Genomic DNA, 22,344 nt, shown 5'->3' with positions numbered 1-22,344 from the left:
CCTCAAGAAGGCCGCTTCACCACGTCGACAAAACTCTCCACCGTCCGCCCATCCGCCACCCCGATCACCCGTGTCTCCCGCGACGGCCCCGTCGCTCGCACCACCTCGTCGAGCGGCACGCCCCACGCGCGCGCCAGCGCCTCCAGCACCGCGCCTGCCAGCGTCTGCAACACCGCGCGCCATGGCTCGCTCCGCGGCGCTTCCTCGCTCGGCCACAACGTCGGATCACGCGCGTCGTCGAGGATCGCCGGCAAGTGCATCCGCACCACCAGCACGTTCGGCGCGAGCGTGATCTTCGACCGCCACCACGGACCACGCCCGCTCTGGTGATCCCGCACGAGGAGCACCTCGTTCGGCACCGCGTCCCATGCCGCGATCGCCTGCTCCGACAGCCATCCCTTTGCGCCCTCCGCGATCGGCAGCGCCCCCAGCCGACCGCCGCACGCACGCACGACCTGCGCGCACACCATCTGCTCTGCCGGCTCCTTCACGAGCGCCGGCAAGAGCGCGGCTTGCTCCGACGCCCACCGCGCGAGCTCCTGCCGCTCCACCACCGGCACCACCGTTGCTTGCCGCGTCGCACCGGGTCGACCCACGAGCACCCCCGAGATCCCGCGCATCGAGCACGCGCGCAGGCCCCCCACGGCCACCACGCCCGCGTACGTCGGGTGAATGCAGGCGCGGCCCACTGTGTCGCCCGACGAGGTCACGAGTGGCCTGAGGTTCTGCGCCATCTCCGGGATCTCGCGGGGCCAGAGCCTTTCGAACGGCTCGGGCTCCGGGCTCCACGTCCGACCGAGCAGCTCGTAGCCGTCGATCGTCATCCAGTCCGACGCCGGCACCACGCGCGTCCGCTTGCCGTGCGCGTCCTCCACGTCGAGGTGCACGTCGAGCGCGGGGCAGAGCCATGCGCAGAGCTCCTCCAGCGTCCAGCAGCGATCGTGCCCTCGCCGATAGAAGATCCCGTTCGGCGCGTCCGGCGGCGCGCGCAGCCACACCCGCACGCGTGTCCCCGCGTCGCTCATCACCTCGCCTTCGCCGGCCGCGCGCAGGATCGGGCGCGTCGTCCCGCCCGCGTAGAGCTCGAGCACGCTCGTCTCCTTGCGCCCCCGCTCCGACGTGCGTGTCGTGACCCGGGCCCTTTGACCCCAAAGGAACACGGCGAAGGGCCCGAGCCCACCGCCGCCGCGGCGGAAGCCCTTCGCCAGGAGCCCCGGCGGATCACGGCGCAGGAGCAGCGACGACCAGTATTCGCTCGCCGTGTCCCGCAGCGGCGCCGAAAGCACCTCTGCGGCCATCCCCGTGCCCGTGTCCTCGATCTCGAGCCAGTGCCCTTCCTCGTCCTCGCCGAGCCGCACCGTGATCGTGCCCCAGTCGCTCGGCCACTCCTCCAGCATGCGCCGCGCGCGCACCGCGCTCGCCGCGTTTTGCACGAGCTCGCGCAGCGGCATCGACGCGTCGCTCTCGTCGAGCCGCGTCGCCCCGAGCCGCTCCACGAGCGACGGGATGTCCGTCACGTGCACGCGCGTGTCCACCGGCGTCCATCCCTCGACGGGAAGGAAATCCGCGAGCCGGCTCGGATCCTCGACGCCCGCCACGCCACGCGCCGCGAGCCTCGGACGACCTGCCTCCGCGAGCAACGTGTCCACGATCCGGAGCTCGCGATCCACCGCGACGAGCGTGTCCATCCCGAGCCAGAACGCGGGCGCTTCCTCCACCGTGAAGGGACTGTCCGCGAGGAAGATGAGCCGGCTGTTCGCCACGTACGGCTCGCGCAGTTTTTCCTGGAGAACCCAGTGCTCCCGCCGCGCCCCCGCGGGCCTCCGCGCCGCGCGCCAGAAGTGCGGCGCGCGCGAAAAATCGATCCGCGACACGTCCGCGATGCGGAGCAGGCACGCGAGCTTGAACGCGTCCACCGTCCAGCCCGAGGGCATCCCGGCAAGCGGCGCGATCGTCTCGTGGAAATGCTCCGGCAGCTCCGTCGCGAGCCACAGGTGGCTCCGCGCGATACGCCCGATCGTCGGCCCGTACGCCTGTCTGAGCTCCGCCGGCTCGACCAGGTGATGCTCCTGCCCGCGCGCGTCCCCGTACGGCGCGAGCGCGAGCCGCTCCGCGTGCCGCGCGTAGAGCGTGCGGAGCGTCTCCGTGATCGCCTCTTGCTCGATGTCGGCCGGCGGCTGCTGGACCTCCGCCGTCGTCGGCGCGCGCCCGAGCTTGCGCACCAGCATGCCCACGACCGCGTCGAGCCACGTGCGCTCGCCCTTCAGCGCGTCCGTCCCTTCGTGCATCGTCGCCAGCGCGAGCGCGAGGTCGTGCACCACGAGCGACGACGCGAGCACGAACGCCTCGGGCGGCGTGAGCGGGAAGCTCGGCCCCGCCACCGCGTCCGCGCTGATCCACAGATCGTCGGTGTGCAAAAGATCCGAGATGCTCGGCTCGTCGGTGCGCGCCTCGACCATCTCGTTCGCGATGGCCGTGGCGCGCCCGCGGATGCGCGAGAGCGCGTCGCGCAAGGTCCCGCGCGGACCTTTGGCGTCGTCGGCGTCGCGGGGCGCGAGCGTGCTTTCCCAGAGCGTGGTCGTCTCGAGGTGCGCCATCGCTCCGAGCGTATTCCGACTCTGCCCGCGAGGGGGAGGGGGATCGCCCGTGATTACGGCGCGGGCGAGCGCGGCTCCTGCGTGGCGGCCTTCTCCGGCGCTTCCCGCGGGAATCGCTCCTTGTGCGTCGCGAGCATCCGTTCGGCGATCGCGACCACGTCGCCTACGTCCTTGCCGTATCCATCGGCGCGGATCTCCTCGGCGAACGAGGGCGTCGTCACGGCGCCGCCGATCATCACCACGTGCGGCAGCCCCTGGCCTCTCACGGCGTCGATGACGTCCTTCATGCGCATCATCGTCGTCGTCATGAGCGCGGACAGACCGATGATCTGCGCCTTGTGCTCGCGCGCGGCGGCAAGGATGTCCTCGAGCGGCACGTTGCGGCCGAGATCGTGCACGTCGAAGCCGAAGTTGCGGAGCATCAGCCCCACGATGTTCTTGCCGATGTCGTGGATGTCGCCCTTCACCGTGGCGAGGATGACCGTGCCCTTCTTCTCGACGTTGCCCGAGGCTTCGAGCAGCGGCATCAGCACGGCGACGCCGGCCTTCATCGCGTCGGCGCTGGCGATGAGGTGCGGGATGAACTTCTTGCCCGAGCCGAACAGATCACCGAGGTGCCGGATCGCCGGCGTGAGCACGTTCAGGAAGATGTCGAAGGGATCGAGCCCCTCGGCGAGCCCGCGCTTCACGAGCCCGGGCACGCCGTCCTTGTCGCCCTCGACGACCGCGTCCCAGAGCAGATCACGCGTGCTCTTCGCCTTGCTCCCGCCGGCCTCGCCTTTCGGCTCGTCGCCGCCCGGCGTTGCCACGTTGAGGAGCTGGCCCGCCTTCGCCGCGTCGAGCATCGCCTGATCACGCTTGCGCTGCGCTTCGAGCGGCACGGCCATGTCGATGTAGCGCCGGCAGCCCGCGTCCCGTCCTGCGAACAGGCTCGCCGCGGCCACGGTCTCCTTCAGCAGCGGATCGACCGCGTTGCAGATCGCGCTGTCGAGCCCCGCCGCGATCGCCTGCGCGAGGAACGTGTTGTGCACGGTCTTCCGGAGCGGGATGCCGAACGAGACGTTCGACAACCCCAGCGTCGTCGCGCACCCGAGCTCGTTCGTGATGATGCGGATCGTCTCGATCGTCTGCGCCGCCGCGACGGGCGCCGCGCTCACCGGGATCGAGATGCAGTCGAAGACCACCCACTCCTTGGGGATCCCGTACTCCTCGCACATCCGCAGGATCTTCTCGGCGTTGCGCACCCGATCGATCGCGCGCTCGGGGATCTCGCTCTCGGCGCACATGCCGATCACCGCGCAGCCGTAGCGCTTGATGATCGGGAGCAAAAACTCCGCCTTCTCGCGCACCGGATCGACGCTGTTCACGAGCGGCCGGCCCGGGAACGCCCGGATGCCGCGTTCGAGCGCCTGCACGTTCGCCGAGTCCACGACGAGCGGCAGATCCGACACGTTTTGCACCGCGAGCACGGCCTTCTCCAGCATCGCCGCCTCGTCCACGAGCGGAACGCCGACGTTCACGTCGAGCGCCATCGCTCCGCCCTCGGCCTGCGCTCGCGCGTCTTGCACGATGAGATCCGTCCGGCCCTCGCGGATCGCCTGCGAAAACACCTTCCGCCCCGTCGGGTTGATCCGCTCGCCGATCGTCACGAACGGCGCGCCCTTGCCGATCCGGAGGCTCCGGCTCCGCGACGTGATCCACGTCCCCGGCAGGCGGCTCGTCGCGGCGTGGGGCTTGTGGCCGACCTCGGTGGCGATCATGCGGATGTACTCGGGCGTCGTGCCGCAGCAGCCGCCCACGATCGCCGCCCCGCGATCCACGAACTGCCGCGCGAACGGCGCCATCTGATCGGCCGTCTGCGGGAAGACCGTGCGGCCGTGCCGCATCACCGGCAGGCCCGCGTTCGGCTGCACCGAGAGCGGCAGCGACGTCGCGCGCGCCATGCGCCCCACGACCTCCAGCATGTCCTCCGGGCCGACCGAGCAGTTCACGCCGATCACGTCGGCGCCGCAGGCCTCGAGCACGATCGCCGCCGTCTCCGGATCCGTGCCCGTGTCCGTCAATCCGCGCACCGTGTACGTCATGTGCGCGATCACCGGGACTGTCCGCGACACGTCGCGCACGCCGATGAGCGCCGCCTTCATCTCGACGAGATCGAACATCGTCTCGATCGCGATCACGTCGACGCCCGCGTCCACGAGCGCCCGTGCTTGCTCCGCGAAGATCTCGACCGCCTCTTCGAACGGCAGCTCTCCGCCCGGCTGCAGCGTCGTCCCGCTCGGGCCGATGTCGCCCGCGACGAGCGTGCGTTTGTCTCCGATCGCGCGCCGCGCGTTTTGCACGGCCGCTGCGTTGATCTCGCGCACGCGATCCGACGCGCCGTACTCGCCGAGCCGGAGCCGCGAGGCCCCGAACGTGTTCGTCAGGACGATGTCCGCCCCGGCGTTCACGTACTCGCGGTGCACGGCGACGATCGCGTCCGGCTCCTCCACGTTCCAGAGGTCCGGCGCGTATCCATCGGGAAGCCCGCGCGCCTGCAAGAACGCGCCCATCGAGCCATCGAGGATCAGCACCTCGCTCCGCAGCCGCCTCGCGAATTCCTGACGATTCACGCGGTCTCCTTAGCTCGATTTCGAGCCGGTGACGACCGGATCCCCCTCGTTTTCCAGCGCTCCCCCGTCCTCCCGCGGCACGAACGCCACCACCGTCGTCACGGATTTCCGGGGCCAGAGGCTCATCGCCTCGTTGGCCGTCACGCCGATCCGCGAAGCCTCCACGAACTGGCAAAGCGCGCCTTGCGCCTCGATCGGATAACCCACGTACCCCGGCCGATACCGAGCCGACCGCGCGAGCCCGGCCCGCGCGAGATCCGACGCGATCCGCGCCTCCACGACCCGCGACGCTCGGTCCACGAAGAACGTCCCGAGCGCGTCGAGGAACCACGCCTCGGCCGGCTCGCCGCGCCGCGCGAGCTCATCCAGTGCCTCGTCCCATCGCTCCCCGAGCGTGACCGCCAGGAACGCGACCTCCCGCGCGCCTGCGAACCGCTTCGCGAGCGCGGACGAACGCAGGAGCCCCGGCGGCGCCCCGCACGTCACGACCTCGTCCTCGCGGATCTCCAAGGCCTCCGCCGTTCGAAACACCCCTTCGAACGAGGCCATCCCGAGCGCGCGATCGAGCGCGAGCCGGATCGCCTCCCGCACCCCGCGCTCCTCGATGTCGGTGATCCGCGTCGCGTGCGGCACCCGCAGGGCGCGCAGCACCGCGCGCTCGTCCGGCACCGGGAGCCCGCTTCGCACCGTGATCACGCCGCGACGTAGCAGCCGCATGGCCTTTTGTTCCGTAGCGTCATCTACCACTGGCAAGTGCGTGGGAGGTTGCCTATCTTAGGGAGCGTCTGGGAGCCGGCCTCAGCGCGGCCTCTGCGACGCAACAACCGGCGTCCATGGCTCCTCGGACGAGGCGACGAGGAGGACTATGTCTATCAGCATCACGCAAAAGGCGGCCGAGAAGGTTGTCGAGATTGCGACGGCCGAGGACCTCATGGGGCAGGGCCTGCGTCTGCGTGTCATCGGCGGCGGTTGCGCCGGCTTCTCCTACGATCTCTACTTCGAGGACAAGCCGACCGACCTCGACGAGACCTTCGAGGACAAGGGCATCAAGCTCTACGTGGATCCCCTGAGCTATCAGTACCTCGAAGGCACGGAGATCGATTACGTGGAAGGTCTCCACGGCTCGGGTTTCAAGTTCTCGAACCCGAACGTGAAGAGCACCTGCGGCTGCGGCTCTTCGTTCTCCGCCTAGCACGCCCGATCGCCCGCCCGAGGCGCTCTCCCCGCGCCTCGCCGCTCGCTCTCTCGCGGACGGCAAGAGGCGCGAAAATCCCTTCAAATCCGGTTTTCTGCGTTCTTCGGTCCCTCGGGGAACGCGTCCGCGCGGCCGTTCCGGTCGCACAGCGTGCAGCCACGCCGCACCCAGGGTCCTTTCTCTCTGGGGCCATGTCACCCCGTGAGCCAGGGGCGTGCCACACGCGGGCCATCTTCGAACGAATCGCGGGCGGCGTGAGTCATGCAGGGAGTCGGTCCGTCGGGGCCGACGTCCTCGAAGGCCCCTCGAAACGGCGTCCACGGCGGGTAGGCCCGAGCGACTACGCGGTGCGTCCCACGGGAACCGCACCTTTCATGAGAATGAGGGAAGACGTGCAGACCTCTCGAGACCAAAGCAGCGCGGTTTCTCGGTATATCGCGCATGTACGTCAAATTCCGGAGCTCTCGCGCGAGGAGGAGGTCGAGCTCGCCCGTGCTTTCCGGGATCGGGGAGACGAGCGCGCGGCCGCCCGGCTGGCACTCGCCAACCTGCGGCATGTCGTATCCATCGCGATCAGCTATCGGCGTTATGGCATTCCTCTCGCCGATCTCATCGCCGAGGGGAACTTCGGGATCGTACACGCGATCCGCAAGTACGACCCGGATCGCGGCAATCGGTTCGTCACGTATGCGGCATACTGGATCCGTGCGTACATCCTGAACCACGTGATCCATTCGTGGAGCCTCGTCGGCGTCGGATCCGGCCCGCTCCGGTCGAAGATGTTCTTCCGTCTCCGCCGCGAGCGCGCGCGCATCGCAGGGCTCGTGGGCGAGGGCGAAGCAGGAGACAAGCTGCTCGCCGAGAAGTTCGGCGCGCCCGCAGAAAAGGTGGTCGAGATGGCCCGCCGGCTCGAAGCCCGGGACGTCTCGCTCGATACGAAGGTCTTCGAGGACGGAGCACGCTCGCTCGTCGATACGCTCGTCGCCGAGGACCAGGATCAAGAGGAGCGATTCTCGCGCGCCGAGGAGGGAGCGCTGCTGCGCGAGCGGCTCGAGCAGGCGGTGCAGAACCTCGATCCACGTGAGCGATACATCGTGGAGACGCGCATGATGGCCGATCCGGAGGAGGAGCTCTCGCTCGCCGAGATTGGCAGGCGCCTCGGCGTTTCGCGCGAGCGCGCGCGGCAGCTCGAGGCCCGCGCCAAGCGCAAGCTGCGCGATAGGCTGCATCCGCTCGCGGCGTGAGTCGCGGCAGCGGCAGCGGCAGCGGCAGCAGCAGCAGCAGCAGCAGCGGCAGCAGCAGCGGCAGCGGCAGCGGCAGCAGCAGCAGCGGCAGCAGCAGCGGCAGCAGCGGCAGCAGCGGCAGCGGCAGCTGAAGCAGAAGCTGAAGCTGCCGCTGAAGCAGAAGCTGAAGCTGCCGCTGAAGCTGCCGCTGAAGCTGAAGCCGAAGCTTTGTCCTTTCCTCTCGCCCGGGGAAGTCGATTGTGCCCGCGTGCTCGGAAGGCGAAAGGCCAAGCCGTGCTCGCCGTGCTCGCCGTGCTCGCTTCGCTGCGCGCGGCTGCGCGCGGCTCCGCGCGGTGCGAGGCTTCGCCTCGCAGCCTTTCGCCTTCCTCCGCGCGCGGGCCGGGGTCCGGGGTCCCCGGTCGGGGATACGGAGGAAATGATGGCGCTCAGGATTTATGGCGTGACGATCGAGTTGCTCAGGATGCTGCGGCCCTTGATGCAGCGGATCGGTGCGAAGGATCCAAACCTGGAAGATCAGCTTCGGCGCGCGGCGACAAGTATTCCGTTGAACCTGAGCGAGGGCGCATATTCACAGGGAAGGAACGAGCGGGCTCGGTGGCATACGGCCATGGGGTCGGCTGCAGAGGTCCGCGCGTGCCTTGATGTGGCAGAAGCGCTCGGGTACGTGGATGAGGTGGACGAGGGGCTGCGCAAAAAGCTGGAGCAAATCATCGCTACCCTGCACCTGCTCACGCGACGGTAATGGTTCGGGCGGGCCGTCCTCCCCCAGGACGGCCCGCCTGAACGGCCTGGCTCTCAGCGCCCATTGCACCGCCCATCGCGCCATTGGCGGCCGATCGTGGGTTCTCCCGGGACGAACCAATTCCGCATTTGGGGGATTGTCTTCCCCCCCGACTCCGACCACCGACCGGTTGCCGACAAGCACGGCGAGCATGCCTTCGACCTCTCGGCACCGCGTTCACGGTCCACCCATCAAACTTCGCCTGGCCGCCCCGCCCCTTCAGCGCCCCCGCGCGCCCTCCTTCGCCGCCGCCCCGAGGTGCTCCTTGGCCTCGACGAGCGCCGCGATCGCGAACTCACGCTGGCCACGCGCCGCGAGCGCCCCGCCGCTGTACAAACGGCGCGGCAAGAAGAAGGCCGACGAGCCGAACGGTGGTGGGCCGCAGGGCAGCTAGCCCTACGCGAGGATCGTCGTGTCGGCGAACTGCGACGCGGATGCGAGCGCGTCGTGTTGCGCGCGGTCCAGCCCGTTTTCCGAGAGCGACAACAACGCGAGGTGGGTGAGGTGGGAGGCCGCCGCGAGGGCGCGTACGCCGTCGTCCCCGAGCCGGGTGCGCGACAGGTCGAGCACCACGAGGCCCGCGAGATGTGGCGCCTCGGCGAGGAGACGGACCCCCTCGTCGCCCAGGTCGTTCCCTGCGAGCTCGAGCGTCGAGAGCTGCGTCAGGTGCGTCGCCGACGCGAGCGCCTGCGCGCTCTCCTCGCTGAGCTGGTTGTACTGCAGACCGAGCTTCTGTAGCGAAGCGAGCTGCGTTGCAGCGAGAAGCGCTCGCGCGCCCTCGTCGTGGAGCTCGTTGTCTGTGAGATCGAGCTCCGTGAGCCGCGCGAGGTGTCGCGCCTCGGCGAGGGCCTGCGCGCCGTCGGGCCCAAGGGCGTTGACGCGCAGGATGAGCTGCTCCAATCGCGCCAAGTGGCTCGCGCGCGCGAGGGCACGCACACCATCGGGTCCCACCTCATTGCACGCAAGATTGAGTCGGGTCAGCGCGGCAAAGGTCGGCGCGGAGACGATCGCGCGCGTACCCTCGGAGCCGAGCTGCGTGCCGCCGAGCTCGAGCACCCGCAGGTGTTCGAGCTGCGTGGCCTCCGCGAGCGCCTTGCCGCCAGCGCTCCCCAGCGAATTGCCGTTGAGCCCGAGGTGACGGAGCTGCGCAAAGGACCGCTCCGCGGCGACGGCGCGAACGCCCTCGGCGTCGATGGCGTTATCGCCGAGGTCGAGGCGTCGAAGCGACGCGAACTGCGGTGCGCTCGCCAGCGCGCGCAGCCCTTCCGAGCGGATGCCGCAGTACCAGAGCTTCAATTCTTCGAGGCGGCTCCGCGGCGTGGCCTGCGCGAGCGCCAGCGCGCCTTCCGGTCCGAACTTGTTCAGCGATAGATCCAGATGCCGCAGCGATGCGAGATCCGGGGACGCTGCGAGCGCACGCACGCCCTCGCTCGTCATCTTCACGTCGGTCAGAGACAGCGCTTCGAGCTGCGTCAGACCGTCTGCGGCTGCGATGGCGCGCACGCCGTCGTCGCCGAAGGGATTGTTGTCGAGCGTGAGGGACCGAAGCCGCGCGCGCATCGGAGACGACACCAGCGCCTGCACGTCCTCCGCGGCGAGATCGCATCGCTCGAGGGTCAGGCCCTCGAGCGCCGTGAAGGAGCCGCCTGCTGCCAGGCGCTTCACCCAGTCGTAGCGCAGGTCCATCTGCGTCAGCGCGAGACTCCGTAGTCGGGAAAGCGAGCTCGCGTGCCCGAGCAGCATCTCGCTGACGTCGCGCGACAAGTCGTGGCCGCCGCCGTGGATCGTGAGCGAGCGAAGATGTCGCATCGCGGGATGCGACAGCGCGTCGGCGAGGTTCGCAGGGTCCTGACCCAGCAGCCTCAGGTCTTGGATCGGCGCGCCGCGCTCCCACGCGTCCGCCACCTCGAGCACCCGCTCCGCAGTCAGCGCCACCAGATCGACGAAGCCCCGTCGAAATACGCACTCGGACCTGCGCAGTCCGAGCGGCGCACGCCAGGTGCCGCCGTGCGCCGCGAGTAGCTCGCGCTCACGCCGCTCCCAGCGCGCGCGTTCGGGATGCGACGACCAGGGATCGAGGCGCCCGAGCGCGCACTGCACTTCGATGAACTCTCCTCGCGGATCTCCTTCCGACCGGAGCCGCGCGGCGTGCGCGAGGCGCGTGGTGTCGTTGGTGTCGTCGGCACGGATCGCGGCGAGTTCTGCAGCGGTAAGCATGGGTGTAGCCCATGCGGAGCGATATACTCGGCCGTGCTCGTTTGCCACCGCGCCGCGTAGGCACTGCTGCGAACGCAGTTCGCCAAAACGCGCCACGAGGGCTCGTGCCACAGCTCACTGAGCCAGACGCGGGCCAGAACGACGACATCTCGACTTCCGGATCGGTGGGCGTTATCTTCGCCGTGTCGCAGCGGAGCAGGTGGTCGCCGGCGGGTTTCCGCGGGAGGAAAGTCCGAGCTCCGCAGGGCAGGGTGCCGGGTAACGCCCGGTGAGGGTGACCTCGAGGAGAGTGCAACAGAGAAGAAACCGCCGGCTCGAAAGTGCCCTCGTGGTGCTCGTCCAGTCGGTAAGGGTGAAACGGTGGGGTAAGAGCCCACCGCGCCTCCGGTAACGGGGGTGGCAAGGCAAACCCCACCCGGTGCAAGGCCGCGTAGGGAGGCGATGGGATCGAAAGGTCCCGAGAGGACGGCCCGTCCGATGCCTCCGGGTTGGCTGCTCGAGGCACGCAGCAATGCGTGCCCTAGAGGAATGATCGCCGACGCCCCGGGGGTGACCCCGGAGCGAGACAGAACTCGGCTTATGAGCCGCTGCGACCGAGGGGCTCCGATCGAAAGACCGGGGCCTCTCGTTTTTTTTGTGTGTTCGTCGACGCGGGCAAACGGCCGCCGGACGACGTCTGCCATTCCAAGCAGGCTCTGCCGCAAACGTTTTTCGTGGAACGACAGGGACGTCCTCGCCTCGCCTGGCGTGCCCTACGCTCTATGTTAGGTTGCGGCATCTGGTCCGTTTCCCCTCGCCGATGCAGCAAATCGTAACCACCGACGTACCCCCCACGCGTTCCACGTTTGCCGCGATCCGGCCCTGGCTCTTGTCGATCGCCTTGGCGATCGTCACGGTTGCGATCGCCGCAATGCTGATCCGGCCGCTCGGCGGCCTCTTCATGATGGGGCCGATCGCGCTCGTCGCGCTGCTCGCGCTCTTCGAGGGGTTTTTCCCGAGCCTCGTATCGCTCGCCTTGTCCACGGTCGGTTTTGCATTTCTTTTCCAGTCCACGGCGGCGGCGGGCGAATCTCATCCAGGGCTCGTCTTCAGGCTCGCCACCTTTTTCGTGACGGGCGTGGTCGTGATCCTGGTCATGGATTCGGAGCGCCGGGCGCGGCGGCGCGCGCAGGCCGAGCGGCTCCTCGCCGAGCGCTCCCGGCTGGAGGCCGAGCGAGCCGCCGCGGCGGCCCGGGCCTCGCTCGCGGCGCTCCACGAGAGCGAAGAGCGCCATCGCGCCCTCGCCGAGGCCCTGCGGGAGGCCGACCGCCGCAAAGACGAGTTTCTCGCCATTCTCTCCCACGAGCTCCGAAACCCCTTGGCCCCGGTCCGCAACAGCCTTTACGTGCTCGGCCGCGCGGCGCCGGGGAGCGAGCAGGCGAAGCGCGCCGAGCGCGTGATCGAGCGGCAGATCGTACACATGACGCGGCTCATCGACGATCTGCTCGACGTGACGCGTATCTCGCGCGGCAAGATCCACCTCCAGCACGGGCCGATCGAGCTCTGCGATCTCGTCCATCGCGCCGCCGAGGATCTCCGCTCGGTCTTCGAGCAGGGCGGGGTGACGCTCGGCGTGGAGCTGCCGGACGAGCCCGTATGGGTGAACGGCGACGGGACGCGGCTCGCGCAGGTCGTGGGCAATTTGCTGCACAATGCGTCCAAATTCACGGACCGCGGCGGGCGGGTGCTCGTCTCGGTATCGCTCGCGGCGCGAGGCCGCGCCTGCATTCGCGTGAGCGATACGGGCATGGGCATCGCGCCGGAGATCCTGGCGAGCCTCTTCAGTCCGTTCATGCAGGCCGACCGGACGATCACGCGGAGCCGTGGCGGGCTCGGCCTCGGGCTCTCCCTGGTCAAGGGGCTGGTCGAGCTGCACGGCGGCGACGTGCGCGCCGAGAGCGACGGGCCGGGCCACGGCGCCACGTTCACGATCGAGCTGCCCGTGCGCGAGCCAGCGGCCCCGAACGGCGCGGCGAGCGTGAGAGGCGAACCACACCGCTGCAGTCGCATCCTGGTCATCGAGGACAACCCCGACGCCGCGACGAGCCTCGCGGAGGCGCTCTCGCTCGGGCGGCGGAGCGTGCAGGTGGAGGTCGCGCATTCGGGCCCCGAGGGGATCGAGAAGGCGCGGAGCTTCGAGCCGGAGGTGATCCTCTGCGATCTCGGTTTGCCCGGGATGAACGGCTACGAGGTCGCGCGGGCGCTCCGCGCGGATCCGGCGCATCGCGACAAGGTCCTGATCGCGCTCACGGGGTACGCCTCGCCCGAGGATCGGAAGCTCTCGCGCGCGGCGGGCTTCGATCGGCACCTGGCAAAACCGCTCGACTTCAAAATGCTGGAGCGGCTCCTCGCGGAGGTGTGTGATCCCGCCGGGCGCGCCTCCGCGGCGTGAGGATCACTCGGCCGCTTCCGCGGCGTCGCCGGAGGGGCGTGAGAGGCGCACGGCGCAGAACTTGAATTCGGGGATCTTTCCGAACGGGTCGATCGCGTCGATCGTGAGCACGTTGGCCGCGGCCTCGCGGAAGTGGAACGCGATGAAGACGCTGCCGACGCCGACCTTCGTGCTCGATCGCGCGACGAGCTCGATCGAGCCGCGGCGCGAGGTGACGCGGACGCGTTCGCCCGGACGAACCCCGAGGCGGGCGAGATCCTCGGGGTGCACCTCGACGAAGGCTTCGGGGGCGATGGCGTCGAGCGCGTAGGAGCGCCGGGTCATGGTGCCCGTGTGCCAGTGTTCGAGCAGGCGGCCGGTGTTGAGGACGAACGGATATTCGGCGTCGGGCGTCTCGCGGGCCGGCATGTATTCGCAGGGCACGAGCTTTCCGCGGCCGTCGGGGGTCGGGAAGGCGTCGCCGAAGAGGATCTGGACGCCGTCCTTGGCCGAACGATCCGGCGAGGGCCAGAGGCGGCCCGCCGTGCCGAGGACGTCGTAATCGAGGTTCTGGTAGGCGTCCGTGAGCGAGGTGAACTCGTCGAAGATGTCGGAGACCCGCGTATAGGGCATCGGATAACCCATGCGATTCGAGATCTCGCAGACGATCTGCCAGTCGAGCCGCGCCTCGCCCGGCGGCTTCAGGGCGGGACGGCCGATCTGGACGCGGCGATCCGTGTTCGTGTACGTGCCGAGTTTTTCGAGGTAACTCGTGGCCGGGAGGATCACGTCGGCGAACTCGGCCGTCTCCGTGAGGAAGATGTCCTGCACGACGAGGAAATCGAGCTTCGCGAGGGCTTTTTTGACCTTGTTGACGTTGGGATCCGAGAGGAACGGGTTCTCCCCCATGCAATAGAGGGCCTTGAGCTTGCCTTCGAGCGCGGCGGTCGTGATTTCGGTGACCGTGAGGCCCGGCTTGGGATCGAGCGGGACGCCCCAGGCTTTCTCGAATTTGGCGCGGATGGCCGGGTCGGCGACGCGCTGGTAATCGGGGTACATCATGGGGATGAGGCCGGCGTCGCTCGCGCCCTGGACGTTGTTTTGCCCGCGCAAGGGGTGCAGGCCCGTGCCGGGCCGGCCGACGTTGCCCGTGACGAGGCAAAGCGAGATGAGGCAACGCGCGTTGTCCGTGCCGTGCGTGTGCTGCGAGATGCCCATGCCCCAGAACGTGATCGCCGCGCGCGCAGAGCCGTACGCCCGCGCGATCTCGCGGATGAGATCGGGGGCGACGCCGCAGATCTCGCTCGCGACCTCGGGGCTGTAGCGCGCCACGGTCTCCTTCAGGGCCTCGAAGCCGGTCGTGTGTTCTTCGACGTAATCGGCGCGGTACAGGCCCTCGGCGAGGAGGACGTGGAGGATGCCATTGTAGAAGGCGACGTCCGTGCCGTGGCGGATGCGGGCATATCGCCAGGCGTATTGCGCGACGTCGGGGCGGCGCGGGTCGACGACGATGAGCTTCGTGCCGCGGGCCGCGGCTTGCTTGAAGAAGGACGAGGCGACCGGGTGGTTCGCCGTGGTATTCGTGCCCGCGAGCAGCGCGACGTCGGCCTCGGCGATGCCGGCGAACGTGTTCGTGACGGCGCCCGAGCCGATCGTCTCGAGCAGCGCGGCCACGCTCGACGCGTGGCAGAGCCGCGTGCAATGGTCGACGTTGTTCGTGCCGAAGACGGCGCGCACGAGCTTCTGGAAGACGTACGCCTCCTCGATCGAGCATTTCGCCGAGCCGAAGCCGGCCATCGCCGCGGGGCCGTGCGTGTCCCGCGCCTCGCGGAGGCGGCTCGCCACGAGGTCGAGCGCCTCGTCCCAGCTCGCCTCGCGGAATGCGGGCAGGACGTCCTCGTACCGCACGAGGTGCCCTTTCCGGCGCCCGGCGCGCGCCTCTTCGGGCGCGTCCGAGAGCGGGCCTTTCGGATACCGCACGCGAAGGAGCGGCTTCTGGAGCCGCTGCGGGTGCATGGCGTAATCGTAGCCATACCGCCCCTTCACGCAGAGCCGCTCGTGGTTCGCCTCGCCGTCGCGGCCGTCGACGTACACGATGCGGTTCGTCTCCTCGTCGACGTTGTACGTGAGCGCGCAGCCGACGCCGCAATAAGGACAAACGCTCTCGACCTGTTTCAAATGCACGCGCGGCGCGAGCGGCGCGCTCACGGGCTTGTTGACGAGCGCGCCCGTGGGACAAACCGCCATGCATTCGCCGCACGAGACGCACGTGCTCTCGCCCATGGGGCGATCGAGGTCGAAGCCGATCCGCGCGCCATACCCCTTGCCCGTCCGGCCGATGACGTCGTTGTGCTGGATCTCGTCGCAGCCGCGGACGCACCGATCGCAGAGGATGCAGGCGTCGTGGTGGACGGAGATGACCTTCGAGGATCCATCCTCGCCGCGGCCTTTTCCATGGGGCAGGCGCGTTCCATCGGCGCCGTAGCGGCGGGCGAGCGCGTAGAGCTCGTTTCCCCCGGTGGTGCTCTCCTTGGGACAAACCTCGGGCTGGTCGCTCATGAGCAGCTCGAGCAGGACCTTGCGCTGGCGCTCCACGCGCGGCGACGTGGTCGCGACGTTCATGTTCGGCTCACAAGGCCGCACGCAAGAAGCCGCGAGCGTCCTGCCGCCGACGTCGACGACACAAAGGCGACAGACGCCGACGGGGCGGAGGCGCTCGTCGTGGCAGAGGACCGGGATGTCGATGCCGAGCGCCTTTGCCGCGTCCCAGATCGTGGTGCCCTCGGGGACGGTGACGCTCTTTCCGTCGATCGTGAGCGTGACGGTGCGCGGGGACGTGGCCGTATCCGGTGCCGCGGGCGCTTGCATGCGGCGGATTGTGGCACGAGGAGGCCCGGACAGAAGCCGGGGAAATGCATCGGCTCGCCGCGTCATTCGCGCGCGGGCCGCGTCAAGCAGAGCAGAGCGGACGAACGGCGGCGGCCGTCATTCGCAGCCCATTCCGTCGGGAGCGGGAAGGCCGCAGGTGGACAGCCAGTCGAGCAGGATCTGTTTGTCGGCCGCGGGGAGCGTGGCCATGAGGGGCATGAAGCCGCTCTCGACGACCTCGGCCATACGCACGAAGCGGGGTTTCGTCGTCATGCCATGGGGCAGGCGGGTGTCCTCGTACGTGAGCAGCGAGTAAGGCGCGCCGTTCAACGGAGGCGATTGGTGGCAGGTGTGGCAGTGCGTCTGGAGGACGGTGAAGACGTCGCAGGGGAAATCGCCGGTTTGCGGCGTATCCTCGCAGGTCGGGCCGGCGTCGCCGCCGCCGCCACCACCGCCCGAGCCGCTCGTCGGGAGGGGAGGGATCGGGGGGCTGCCGGGCGGGACACATTGCCCGCCGAGGCAGCCTTCTTCGAGCTCCGCGGTGCACGCGGGGCCGAGGGCTGCGAGGAGAGGGAGCAAGGCGAGCGGCGCGAGTCGACGGAAAAAGAGAGGCATTGCGGGAGAATAGCGCAACCGGGCGGACGTTGCGCTTCGGCTTTCTCCTGAAAAAAACGGCCGAGCCCCGCGAACGGCACGGGGCTCGGGACACGTGGGGCCTCGCCCGGGGGCGAGGGCCTCCTATCTCACTTGCAGGTGTCGGACATCGCGATCGTGTGCGGGCAATGCGTCGCCGCGGTCGTCGCGTCGCTCGCCGCCACCGAGAGGTGATAGAGGCGGCACTCGGTCGTATTGCCGGCCGTGAAGTTCGACGCGTTGTAGTTCATGCCCGCGGCCGTCCACGCCATGCACGACGTCATGCATTCGCCCTCCTGCGGCCACTCGGTCGGGCAGGTCTTCACCGCGAGCGAGCAGAACGCCTGGCAAAGCGAGCCGCAGGCCATGCCGCCGCTCGGGCCGGCGTGCGGGCAGTGCATCGCCGGATCACCCGTCGCCGCGCTCGTGTGATAAATGCGACACTGCATCGTGTTGCCGGCCGCGTCGCCGTCCTTGCCGTCGGCCGGCAGGCCCGCGCAGCTCCCCATGCAGCTCGCCTTGTCGGCATACTGCTGATTGTCGCCCGTGCAGTTCGCCGCGATGTCCGTGCAGTATTTGTCGCAATCGACCGCGGCGCTGCCGCCCGAGCCGCCCATGCCGCCCGAGCCGCCCATACCGCCGGCCGCGCCGGAGCCGCCCGAACCGCCGGAGCCGCCGCTGTTCTCATCGCCGCAACCCGTGGCCGCGATGAGCGAGGTGGAAGCCAGCAAAGCGCCCAGGAAAACAAGTCCATGTTTGGTCATGTAAAGCACTCTCTCCGTTTCCGACCGGAACGTTAAGCCTGGGGCGTTCCCCGTGCGAAATTCGCTCGCAAAGCGGAGCACGTCCCTGGCGAAAGAGGTCGGAGTCACTGCATACGTGCGGCGGTGCGCGGCGGTTCCATGCCTGATCCGCGCGCAAATCCCCGGTGGCAGTGATTTTGCTCACGCTCCCCGTGGGCCGCGATTTCCGGTCCACGCTCGCGCCATGAGGTCGACACCCGATACGCGTCGATTGTCTGCGATTTTCTGAATGCCCGATCAGGAGCAGTCGGTAGAATCTGTAAAGAATGGAGCCTGGCCCTAGGGAGGCTCATTCCGCTGCGGGAACGGTGACTGCGCACTGGCTCTACCGTATCCGCGCCGCACACAGGCGCCTGCCCGCGCGCTACCGAAATGCAATCGCTGCCGGTCGCATGGCAAGAGCTGCTCGCCCGATCTTCGTCTCCCGACCGTCCAGGGTCTTCGTCTTTCGTCCAGATCGTTCGCCGAACGCCAATGGCGGAGCCTCGGCGTCTGGTCCGGCGATTGCTCCAATCTTGCAACATGTCGACGCGGTCCTCGCCCAGCAGGAACGTTCTCTGCACGAAGAGCGAAGGCACGAGCGACGCGGCACCTGCCTCGTCGAAAGCGGGCAGCGGCATCCGTCGCGCGGTCATCCCCGAGCCCCTGCCCCCGCCGAGCGACGCGCTCGCCGCGGCGCTGACGTTCCTCGAGGGCGTCGCCTCGCGGCGGATGTGCAAGGAAGAGCTGCGCTCGTGGATCGATCGGAACCTCGTGCACACGGGCCACATGGCCCGTCCCTGGCGCATCCAGGAGCCGCTCTTCGGCGCCTTGCCCGCCGACAAGCATTGCAGCGCGTTCCTGCCCGAGATCCCGCCGACGGACGAGACGGCCGCGATCCTGGTCCGCACGCGCGCGCGCGTGGTCGGGCACCTGCGCGGGCTGCTCCAGTCGCCGGTCGACGACCGCTTTCTCTCGGCCGCGATCTTCGCCGGCCGGGTCCGTCGGGTCGTCGTGGGCGATACGATGCAGTGGGTGCCGCGCCCGCGCAGCCACGACATCCTGAGCGACATCGTGACGAGCCTGTTCGTCTCGGACATCCTCGGCCGTCGGGAGTTTTACGCGCAAAACCTGTGCATTTGTGACACGTGCGGCCGCGTGCGTTTTGATCCCGAGCCGCCTCAGCGCACGAAGTGCTTCTTCTGCTAGGCCGGCCGCGTGGCCGCGTCCGCCCGTGACGTTCCCTCGCCCACGAACAAGGCATTGCCAAGCGCGCTTCTTCTGGGCGAAGTAGGGGCATGATCGATCTGCGCTCGGATACCGTGACGAGGCCCACGGCCGCGATGCGGGAGGCCATGGCCCGGGCCGAGGTGGGCGACGACGTGTACGGGGAGGACCCGACGATCGAGCGCCTGGAGAGGCTCACGGCCGAGATCACCGGCAAAGGCGCGGCGCTGTTCGTTCCGAGCGGGACGATGAGCAACCAGATCGCCCTGCTCTGCCACACGCAACGCGGCGACGAGGTGATCATCGGCGAGGGCGCGCACTGCGCGTTCTACGAGTCGGGCGCGGGCGCGGCCTGGTCCGGGGTGCAGTTCGAGATCGCCGGGCGCGGCGGGCTGTTCAGGCCGGACGAGCTGAAAGCGGTCATCAAGCCGCCCTACGACTACCACCCGCGGCCGCGTGTCGTTGCGCTGGAGAACACGCACAACCGGGCGGGCGGTCGGGTGTTCCCGCAGCACGACGTGCTTTCGATCGCCGAGGTCGCGCGGGCGCACGGGCTCGCGATGCACCTCGACGGGGCGCGCGTGTGGAACGCGTCGGTCGCGTCGGGGCTCTCGGTCGCGGAGCTGTGTGCGCCGTTCGACACGGTGAGTGTTTGCTTCTCAAAGGGTCTCGGCGCGCCGGTGGGGTCGGCGATCTGCGGGGACGCGGAGACGATCCGGCGCGCGCGTCGGTTCCGGAAGATGCTCGGCGGCGGCATGCGGCAGGCCGGCGTGCTGGCCGCGGGCGCGCTTCACGCGCTCGAACATCATCGCGCGCGGCTCGGGGAGGACCATGCCGCCGCGCGCGTGATCGGCGCGGCGATCCGCGAGGTGTCCGGAGCGTCCGTGCCCGAGGTGGAGACGAACATCGTGCAGGTGGATCTGCCCGTGGCGGCCGACGCGCTCGTGGCGGCTGCGCGCGCGCGAGGCGTGCTCGTCGGCGCTTCGGGCGCGCGGCGCGTGCGCGTGGTGACGCACCTCGATCTGCCGGCCGCGCGTGTCTCCGAGGCCGCCGCCGCGCTCGCGGATGCGACGCGCGAGGTCGTCACGCGAAAGGCGACGGCCACGTGAGCGCGCGTCGCGCCTTCGGGTTTGTCCTCGCGTGGTGGCTCGTGGGGTGCGGGCCGAGCCTCGGCGACGCGTACGAGCGCTCGTTTGCCGCGGGACAGAGGGCGTATCACGCAGGCCGCTACGAGGATGCCGCGAAGAGCTACGAAGAGGCCGCGCGTGCCGCCGAGCGCGTGAAGGATCGCGACGAGGCCCTCTTCCTCGTGGCGCGCATGCACGAGCGGCGCGGCGCGCACGCCGAGGCGAAGGCCGCGCTCCAGAAGCTCGCCGAGACCTCGCCCGACGGACCACGCGCGGGCCGTGCCGCATTCGAGCTCGCCGATCTCGAGATCGAGCACGGCGACGTGGAGCGTGGCTACGCGATGCTCTTCGACACGGCGGCGAAACACACGAAGCACGGCCTCGCGCGCCGAGCGGTGAAGCGCATCGCTACGCACGAGCGCGAGCGTGGCGGCGACGAGGCGGTGATCGCGTGGGCAAAAGGGCCGGCGCGCGTCCTTCGCAACACGGACCTCGAAGAGAACGTCGACTACGAAGCGGCGCTCGCGCTCGAACGGCTCGGGCGTCTCGCGGAGGCACGTGATGCGCTCGTCGCGCTCTCGCGCGCGCATCCGTACCCGTTCGGGACGCTGACGGACGACGCGCTCTGGCACGCGTCGCTGATCGAAGAGAAGCTCGGGCGCTACGACGCGGCGATCGAGCAACTCCGCGCACTGCTCGCGGCGCGCGAGTCCTCGCACCTCACGGGCAGCTACGAGCGTCCGCGCTACTCACCGGCGCAGATGCGCATCGCGGAGCTCTACCGCGATGGACTGCACGATCACCGCGCCGCGCGCCGCGAGTTCCACAAGCTCTACGCCGATCATCCGACGTCCGTCCTGCGCGACGACGCGCTCTGGGCCGAGGCGCGGCTCGCGCGCGAGGACGGCGACGCAGGCGAGGCTTGTGGCCTCGCCGAACGTTTACGCAAGGACTTTTCCGACTCGCGGTACGCGCGCTGCGCGCACCTCGTCTGCGACGAGATCAGGCCCGCGCCGAACGAAAAGCCGTGCGCGGGCTACATCGAGCGAGAGGCGAGCGGACAGAAGGACGAGGATCCGGCGGCGGATCCCGGGGACGACTGACGACGGGCGTCAGTCCTCCTCGTCGTCCTCTTCCTCGAGCTCCTCGTCGTCCTCGTCGTCGAGGTCGTCGTCGTCGAGGTCGTCGTCGTCCTCGACCTCCTCCTCGTCCTCTTCTTCACGCTGCTCGTACTTGAGATCGATGCCCATCTCGCCGAGCTGCGTTTCCAGGAGCTCGAAGAGCTCGTCGACGTCGTCGCCGCTCCACTCGTCGAGGACGTCGGTCAAAAATTCGAAGAAATCACCGCTGTCGAGCCGGCGCTCGATCTCTTCGACCTGCTCCTCGCTGAACGCCTCGAGGACGTCTTCGCGCAGGGCCTCTGTGTCGCCTTCGTCGATCGCGTCCGCAGCGGAGAGGCGGATCTGCTTTACCGCACGCTTGTCGAGGTGGATCTCCATGAGCGTGGCTCCGTTTAGGCGACCAACCATGGCGACGTCAAGCGTGCCGATGATCGGCGGAAAGGTTTCCGAGACGTTGGCGCAGGCGCGCGCCGCGTCAAGGCGAGAGCCCCCGGAGACCACCATGACCAGGCACGTCCCGCCCCTCGCGTCGGGTGGTGCCTTCCCGGGCCTCGCCCGGAGCGGAAAGGGCAGGGGACGCGAGACCCCGTCTCCATCGGGCCCCCGGCGCGCGCGGCGGGTTGCGGGCTCCCGCGCAGACGCGTAGCGTGAGCGCCGGTGAGCGCGCGACGGCCCTTCGGTCTGCTCCTCTGCGCCTCTCTGCTCGCCGCCTCCGGTCCGGCGCGTGGTGAGCCGAGCGCCTCGCTGCCTCCGGCAAACGAGCCTTTGCGTGTCCTCGGGGGCGTCCGTCCACCACCGCTCCACGTCGAGTACTTTCAGTACGGCGTGGCGATCGTGGCCGAGACGAACCTCGACGCCGGCGCGGTCTGCGCGCCCGAAGGTGGAAAGGCCGCGCCATGCATCCTGGGCGGAGCCGGGGGCCTCGCGATCCGCGGCGGGTATCGATCCGCCGGGCCCTGGTACATCGGCGGCGCCTACCAGTTCGCGAAGATGGACTCGAGCAATCTCTACCGGCTCGGGATCTTCCAGCAGCTCCGCTTCGAGATGCGCTACCTGCCCGACTTCGGGACTCGCGCCGCGCCCTACGCATCCTGGGGGATCGGGGCGCTCGCGTATGGGAACGAGTGGGGCGTCGAGACGGGCGGCGGGCTGCTCTTCGGGGGCCTCGGCGTCGAAATCGAGCTTTCCCGGGTGGCGATCCTGGGCTTCGGTCTGGTGTATCGGCCGATGCTCATCGCGGGGTGGACCGATACGGCGGGGGCCGTCCGTGCCACGGGTGTGGCGCACTTTCTGGGCGCCGAGTTCCAGTTCGAGCTCCGCAGCGAGATCGGGCGCAGGTAGGTCGGAGCGGGCCGCGGGGCGCGGTTTTCGTGTCGAGCTTGCGCTCGGGCACTTGACTCGAAAGCGCCTCCGCGGTCCTCTCGCGGCTGTGATCTGCGACGTCTGCGGTCGTGAGAACGAGGGCAACCTGACGTTTTGCCTGGATTGCGGCAGGCGCCTCCGGACCCAGGGGCGCGGTGTGCCGCCCAC

The 22,344-nt window shown here is 69.3% G+C and carries 18 protein-coding genes and 1 other RNA gene; 10 read left to right on the top strand and 9 right to left on the bottom strand.

Annotated features, from left to right (window positions below; genetic code table 11):
- Nucleotides 1–2: 2 nt before the first annotated feature.
- From QHF84_RS17235 to QHF84_RS17225, 3 genes are read right to left on the bottom strand one after another with little or no spacing between them, the layout of a single operon-like run.
- A complete protein-coding gene (locus QHF84_RS17235; RefSeq protein WP_281314397.1) occupies nt 3–2,597 on the bottom strand; it encodes a hypothetical protein in 2,595 nt (864 codons plus the stop codon).
- 53 nt (nt 2,598–2,650) lie between these two features.
- Nucleotides 2,651–5,209, bottom strand: coding sequence for a homocysteine S-methyltransferase family protein (locus tag QHF84_RS17230; RefSeq protein ID WP_281314396.1), 2,559 nt, complete (start codon nt 5,207–5,209; stop codon nt 2,651–2,653).
- Nucleotides 5,210–5,218: 9 nt separating this feature from the next.
- A complete protein-coding gene (locus tag QHF84_RS17225; RefSeq protein WP_281314395.1) occupies nt 5,219–5,926 on the bottom strand; it encodes a hypothetical protein in 708 nt (235 codons plus the stop codon).
- Nucleotides 5,927–6,074: 148 nt separating this feature from the next.
- On the opposite strand from QHF84_RS17225, the gene erpA reads away from it, so the two are divergent.
- From erpA to QHF84_RS17205, 4 genes are all read left to right on the top strand, one after another.
- Nucleotides 6,075–6,401, top strand: coding sequence for an iron-sulfur cluster insertion protein ErpA (gene erpA, locus QHF84_RS17220; protein ID WP_281314394.1), 327 nt, complete (start codon nt 6,075–6,077; stop codon nt 6,399–6,401).
- 395 nt (nt 6,402–6,796) lie between these two features.
- Entirely contained in the window at nt 6,797–7,648 is an 852-nt protein-coding gene (locus QHF84_RS17215; protein WP_136931464.1) for an RNA polymerase factor sigma-32, read from the top strand.
- Nucleotides 7,645–7,779: a hypothetical protein gene (locus QHF84_RS17210; RefSeq protein ID WP_281314393.1), complete on the top strand. Its 135-nt coding sequence runs from the start codon at nt 7,645–7,647 to the stop codon at nt 7,777–7,779. Before QHF84_RS17215 ends, QHF84_RS17210 begins: the two co-directional genes overlap by 4 nt.
- Before the next feature lie 284 nt (nt 7,780–8,063).
- The gene (locus tag QHF84_RS17205; protein WP_281314392.1) at nt 8,064–8,390 is read left to right on the top strand and encodes a four helix bundle protein; all 327 of its coding nucleotides are present in this window, start codon (nt 8,064–8,066) and stop codon (nt 8,388–8,390) included.
- Nucleotides 8,391–8,648: 258 nt separating this feature from the next.
- On the opposite strand, the gene QHF84_RS17200 is transcribed toward QHF84_RS17205, so the two are convergent.
- The gene (locus QHF84_RS17200; protein WP_281314391.1) at nt 8,649–8,777 is read right to left on the bottom strand and encodes a hypothetical protein; all 129 of its coding nucleotides are present in this window, start codon (nt 8,775–8,777) and stop codon (nt 8,649–8,651) included.
- A gap of 48 nt (nt 8,778–8,825) precedes the next feature.
- On the bottom strand, nt 8,826–10,646 hold the full coding sequence (locus QHF84_RS17195) for a hypothetical protein (protein ID WP_281314390.1): 1,821 nt from the start codon (nt 10,644–10,646) through the stop codon (nt 8,826–8,828).
- Between the two features lie 187 nt (nt 10,647–10,833).
- Between QHF84_RS17195 and rnpB the strand changes: the two genes are divergently transcribed.
- Together rnpB and QHF84_RS17185 are read left to right on the top strand one after the other, a co-directional pair.
- An RNA gene (gene rnpB / locus QHF84_RS17190) (RNase P RNA component class A) lies at nt 10,834–11,241 on the top strand.
- A gap of 204 nt (nt 11,242–11,445) precedes the next feature.
- Nucleotides 11,446–13,077 (top strand): ATP-binding protein, encoded by a 1,632-nt coding sequence (locus tag QHF84_RS17185; RefSeq protein ID WP_281314389.1) that lies wholly within the window; start codon nt 11,446–11,448, stop codon nt 13,075–13,077.
- A 3-nt stretch (nt 13,078–13,080) separates the two neighbouring features.
- Here the strand turns inward: QHF84_RS17185 and fdhF are convergent, their stop codons facing one another.
- The 3 genes from fdhF to QHF84_RS17170 form a co-directional block, all read right to left on the bottom strand.
- Nucleotides 13,081–15,924, bottom strand: coding sequence for a formate dehydrogenase subunit alpha (gene fdhF / locus QHF84_RS17180; protein ID WP_281314388.1), 2,844 nt, complete (start codon nt 15,922–15,924; stop codon nt 13,081–13,083).
- 117 nt (nt 15,925–16,041) lie between these two features.
- Complete coding sequence (locus tag QHF84_RS17175; RefSeq protein WP_281314387.1) at nt 16,042–16,539, bottom strand: hypothetical protein; 498 nt, start codon at nt 16,537–16,539, stop codon at nt 16,042–16,044.
- 128 nt (nt 16,540–16,667) lie between these two features.
- Nucleotides 16,668–17,321 (bottom strand): hypothetical protein, encoded by a 654-nt coding sequence (locus tag QHF84_RS17170; RefSeq protein WP_281314386.1) that lies wholly within the window; start codon nt 17,319–17,321, stop codon nt 16,668–16,670.
- A 561-nt stretch (nt 17,322–17,882) separates the two neighbouring features.
- Here QHF84_RS17170 and QHF84_RS17165 point away from each other — a divergent pair.
- The 3 genes from QHF84_RS17165 to QHF84_RS17155 all read left to right on the top strand — a co-directional run bounded on the left by QHF84_RS17165 (nt 17,883) and on the right by QHF84_RS17155 (nt 20,796).
- Entirely contained in the window at nt 17,883–18,548 is a 666-nt protein-coding gene (locus QHF84_RS17165; protein WP_281314385.1) for a hypothetical protein, read from the top strand.
- Nucleotides 18,549–18,637: 89 nt separating this feature from the next.
- On the top strand, nt 18,638–19,675 hold the full coding sequence (ltaE, locus tag QHF84_RS17160) for a low-specificity L-threonine aldolase (protein WP_281314384.1): 1,038 nt from the start codon (nt 18,638–18,640) through the stop codon (nt 19,673–19,675).
- Entirely contained in the window at nt 19,672–20,796 is a 1,125-nt protein-coding gene (locus QHF84_RS17155) for a tetratricopeptide repeat protein (RefSeq protein ID WP_281314383.1), read from the top strand. Before ltaE ends, QHF84_RS17155 begins: the two co-directional genes overlap by 4 nt.
- 9 nt (nt 20,797–20,805) lie before the next feature.
- Here QHF84_RS17155 and QHF84_RS17150 read toward each other — a convergent pair whose 3' ends face one another.
- Nucleotides 20,806–21,222: a hypothetical protein gene (locus QHF84_RS17150; RefSeq protein ID WP_281314382.1), complete on the bottom strand. Its 417-nt coding sequence runs from the start codon at nt 21,220–21,222 to the stop codon at nt 20,806–20,808.
- 249 nt (nt 21,223–21,471) lie between these two features.
- Between QHF84_RS17150 and QHF84_RS17145 the strand changes: the two genes are divergently transcribed.
- A complete protein-coding gene (locus tag QHF84_RS17145) occupies nt 21,472–22,155 on the top strand; it encodes a hypothetical protein (RefSeq protein WP_281314381.1) in 684 nt (227 codons plus the stop codon).
- The last annotated feature ends 189 nt before the right edge of the window (nt 22,156–22,344 follow it).

The sequence above is a fragment of the Polyangium sp. y55x31 genome, assembly GCF_029946505.1.
In the GTDB taxonomy this organism is placed as follows: domain Bacteria; phylum Myxococcota_A; class Polyangia; order Polyangiales; family Polyangiaceae; genus Polyangium.
The sequence above is the reverse complement of the archived record's forward strand: the minus strand, read 5'-3'. Positions and strand labels throughout refer to the sequence as shown.

What these genes read in the sequence shown, in the direction of transcription:
- QHF84_RS17235 (WP_281314397.1), bottom strand. Translation starts at nt 2,597, where the DNA reads ATGGCGCACCTCGAGACGACCACGCTCTGGGAAAGCACGCTCGCGCCC.
- QHF84_RS17225 (WP_281314395.1), bottom strand. Translation starts at nt 5,926, where the DNA reads ATGCGGCTGCTACGTCGCGGCGTGATCACGGTGCGAAGCGGGCTCCCG.
- erpA (WP_281314394.1), top strand. Translation starts at nt 6,075, where the DNA reads ATGTCTATCAGCATCACGCAAAAGGCGGCCGAGAAGGTTGTCGAGATT.
- QHF84_RS17205 (WP_281314392.1), top strand. Translation starts at nt 8,064, where the DNA reads ATGATGGCGCTCAGGATTTATGGCGTGACGATCGAGTTGCTCAGGATG.
- QHF84_RS17195 (WP_281314390.1), bottom strand. Translation starts at nt 10,646, where the DNA reads ATGCTTACCGCTGCAGAACTCGCCGCGATCCGTGCCGACGACACCAAC.
- QHF84_RS17185 (WP_281314389.1), top strand. Translation starts at nt 11,446, where the DNA reads ATGCAGCAAATCGTAACCACCGACGTACCCCCCACGCGTTCCACGTTT.
- fdhF (WP_281314388.1), bottom strand. Translation starts at nt 15,924, where the DNA reads ATGCAAGCGCCCGCGGCACCGGATACGGCCACGTCCCCGCGCACCGTC.
- QHF84_RS17175 (WP_281314387.1), bottom strand. Translation starts at nt 16,539, where the DNA reads ATGCCTCTCTTTTTCCGTCGACTCGCGCCGCTCGCCTTGCTCCCTCTC.
- QHF84_RS17170 (WP_281314386.1), bottom strand. Translation starts at nt 17,321, where the DNA reads ATGACCAAACATGGACTTGTTTTCCTGGGCGCTTTGCTGGCTTCCACC.
- QHF84_RS17165 (WP_281314385.1), top strand. Translation starts at nt 17,883, where the DNA reads ATGTCGACGCGGTCCTCGCCCAGCAGGAACGTTCTCTGCACGAAGAGC.
- ltaE (WP_281314384.1), top strand. Translation starts at nt 18,638, where the DNA reads ATGATCGATCTGCGCTCGGATACCGTGACGAGGCCCACGGCCGCGATG.
- QHF84_RS17150 (WP_281314382.1), bottom strand. Translation starts at nt 21,222, where the DNA reads ATGGTTGGTCGCCTAAACGGAGCCACGCTCATGGAGATCCACCTCGAC.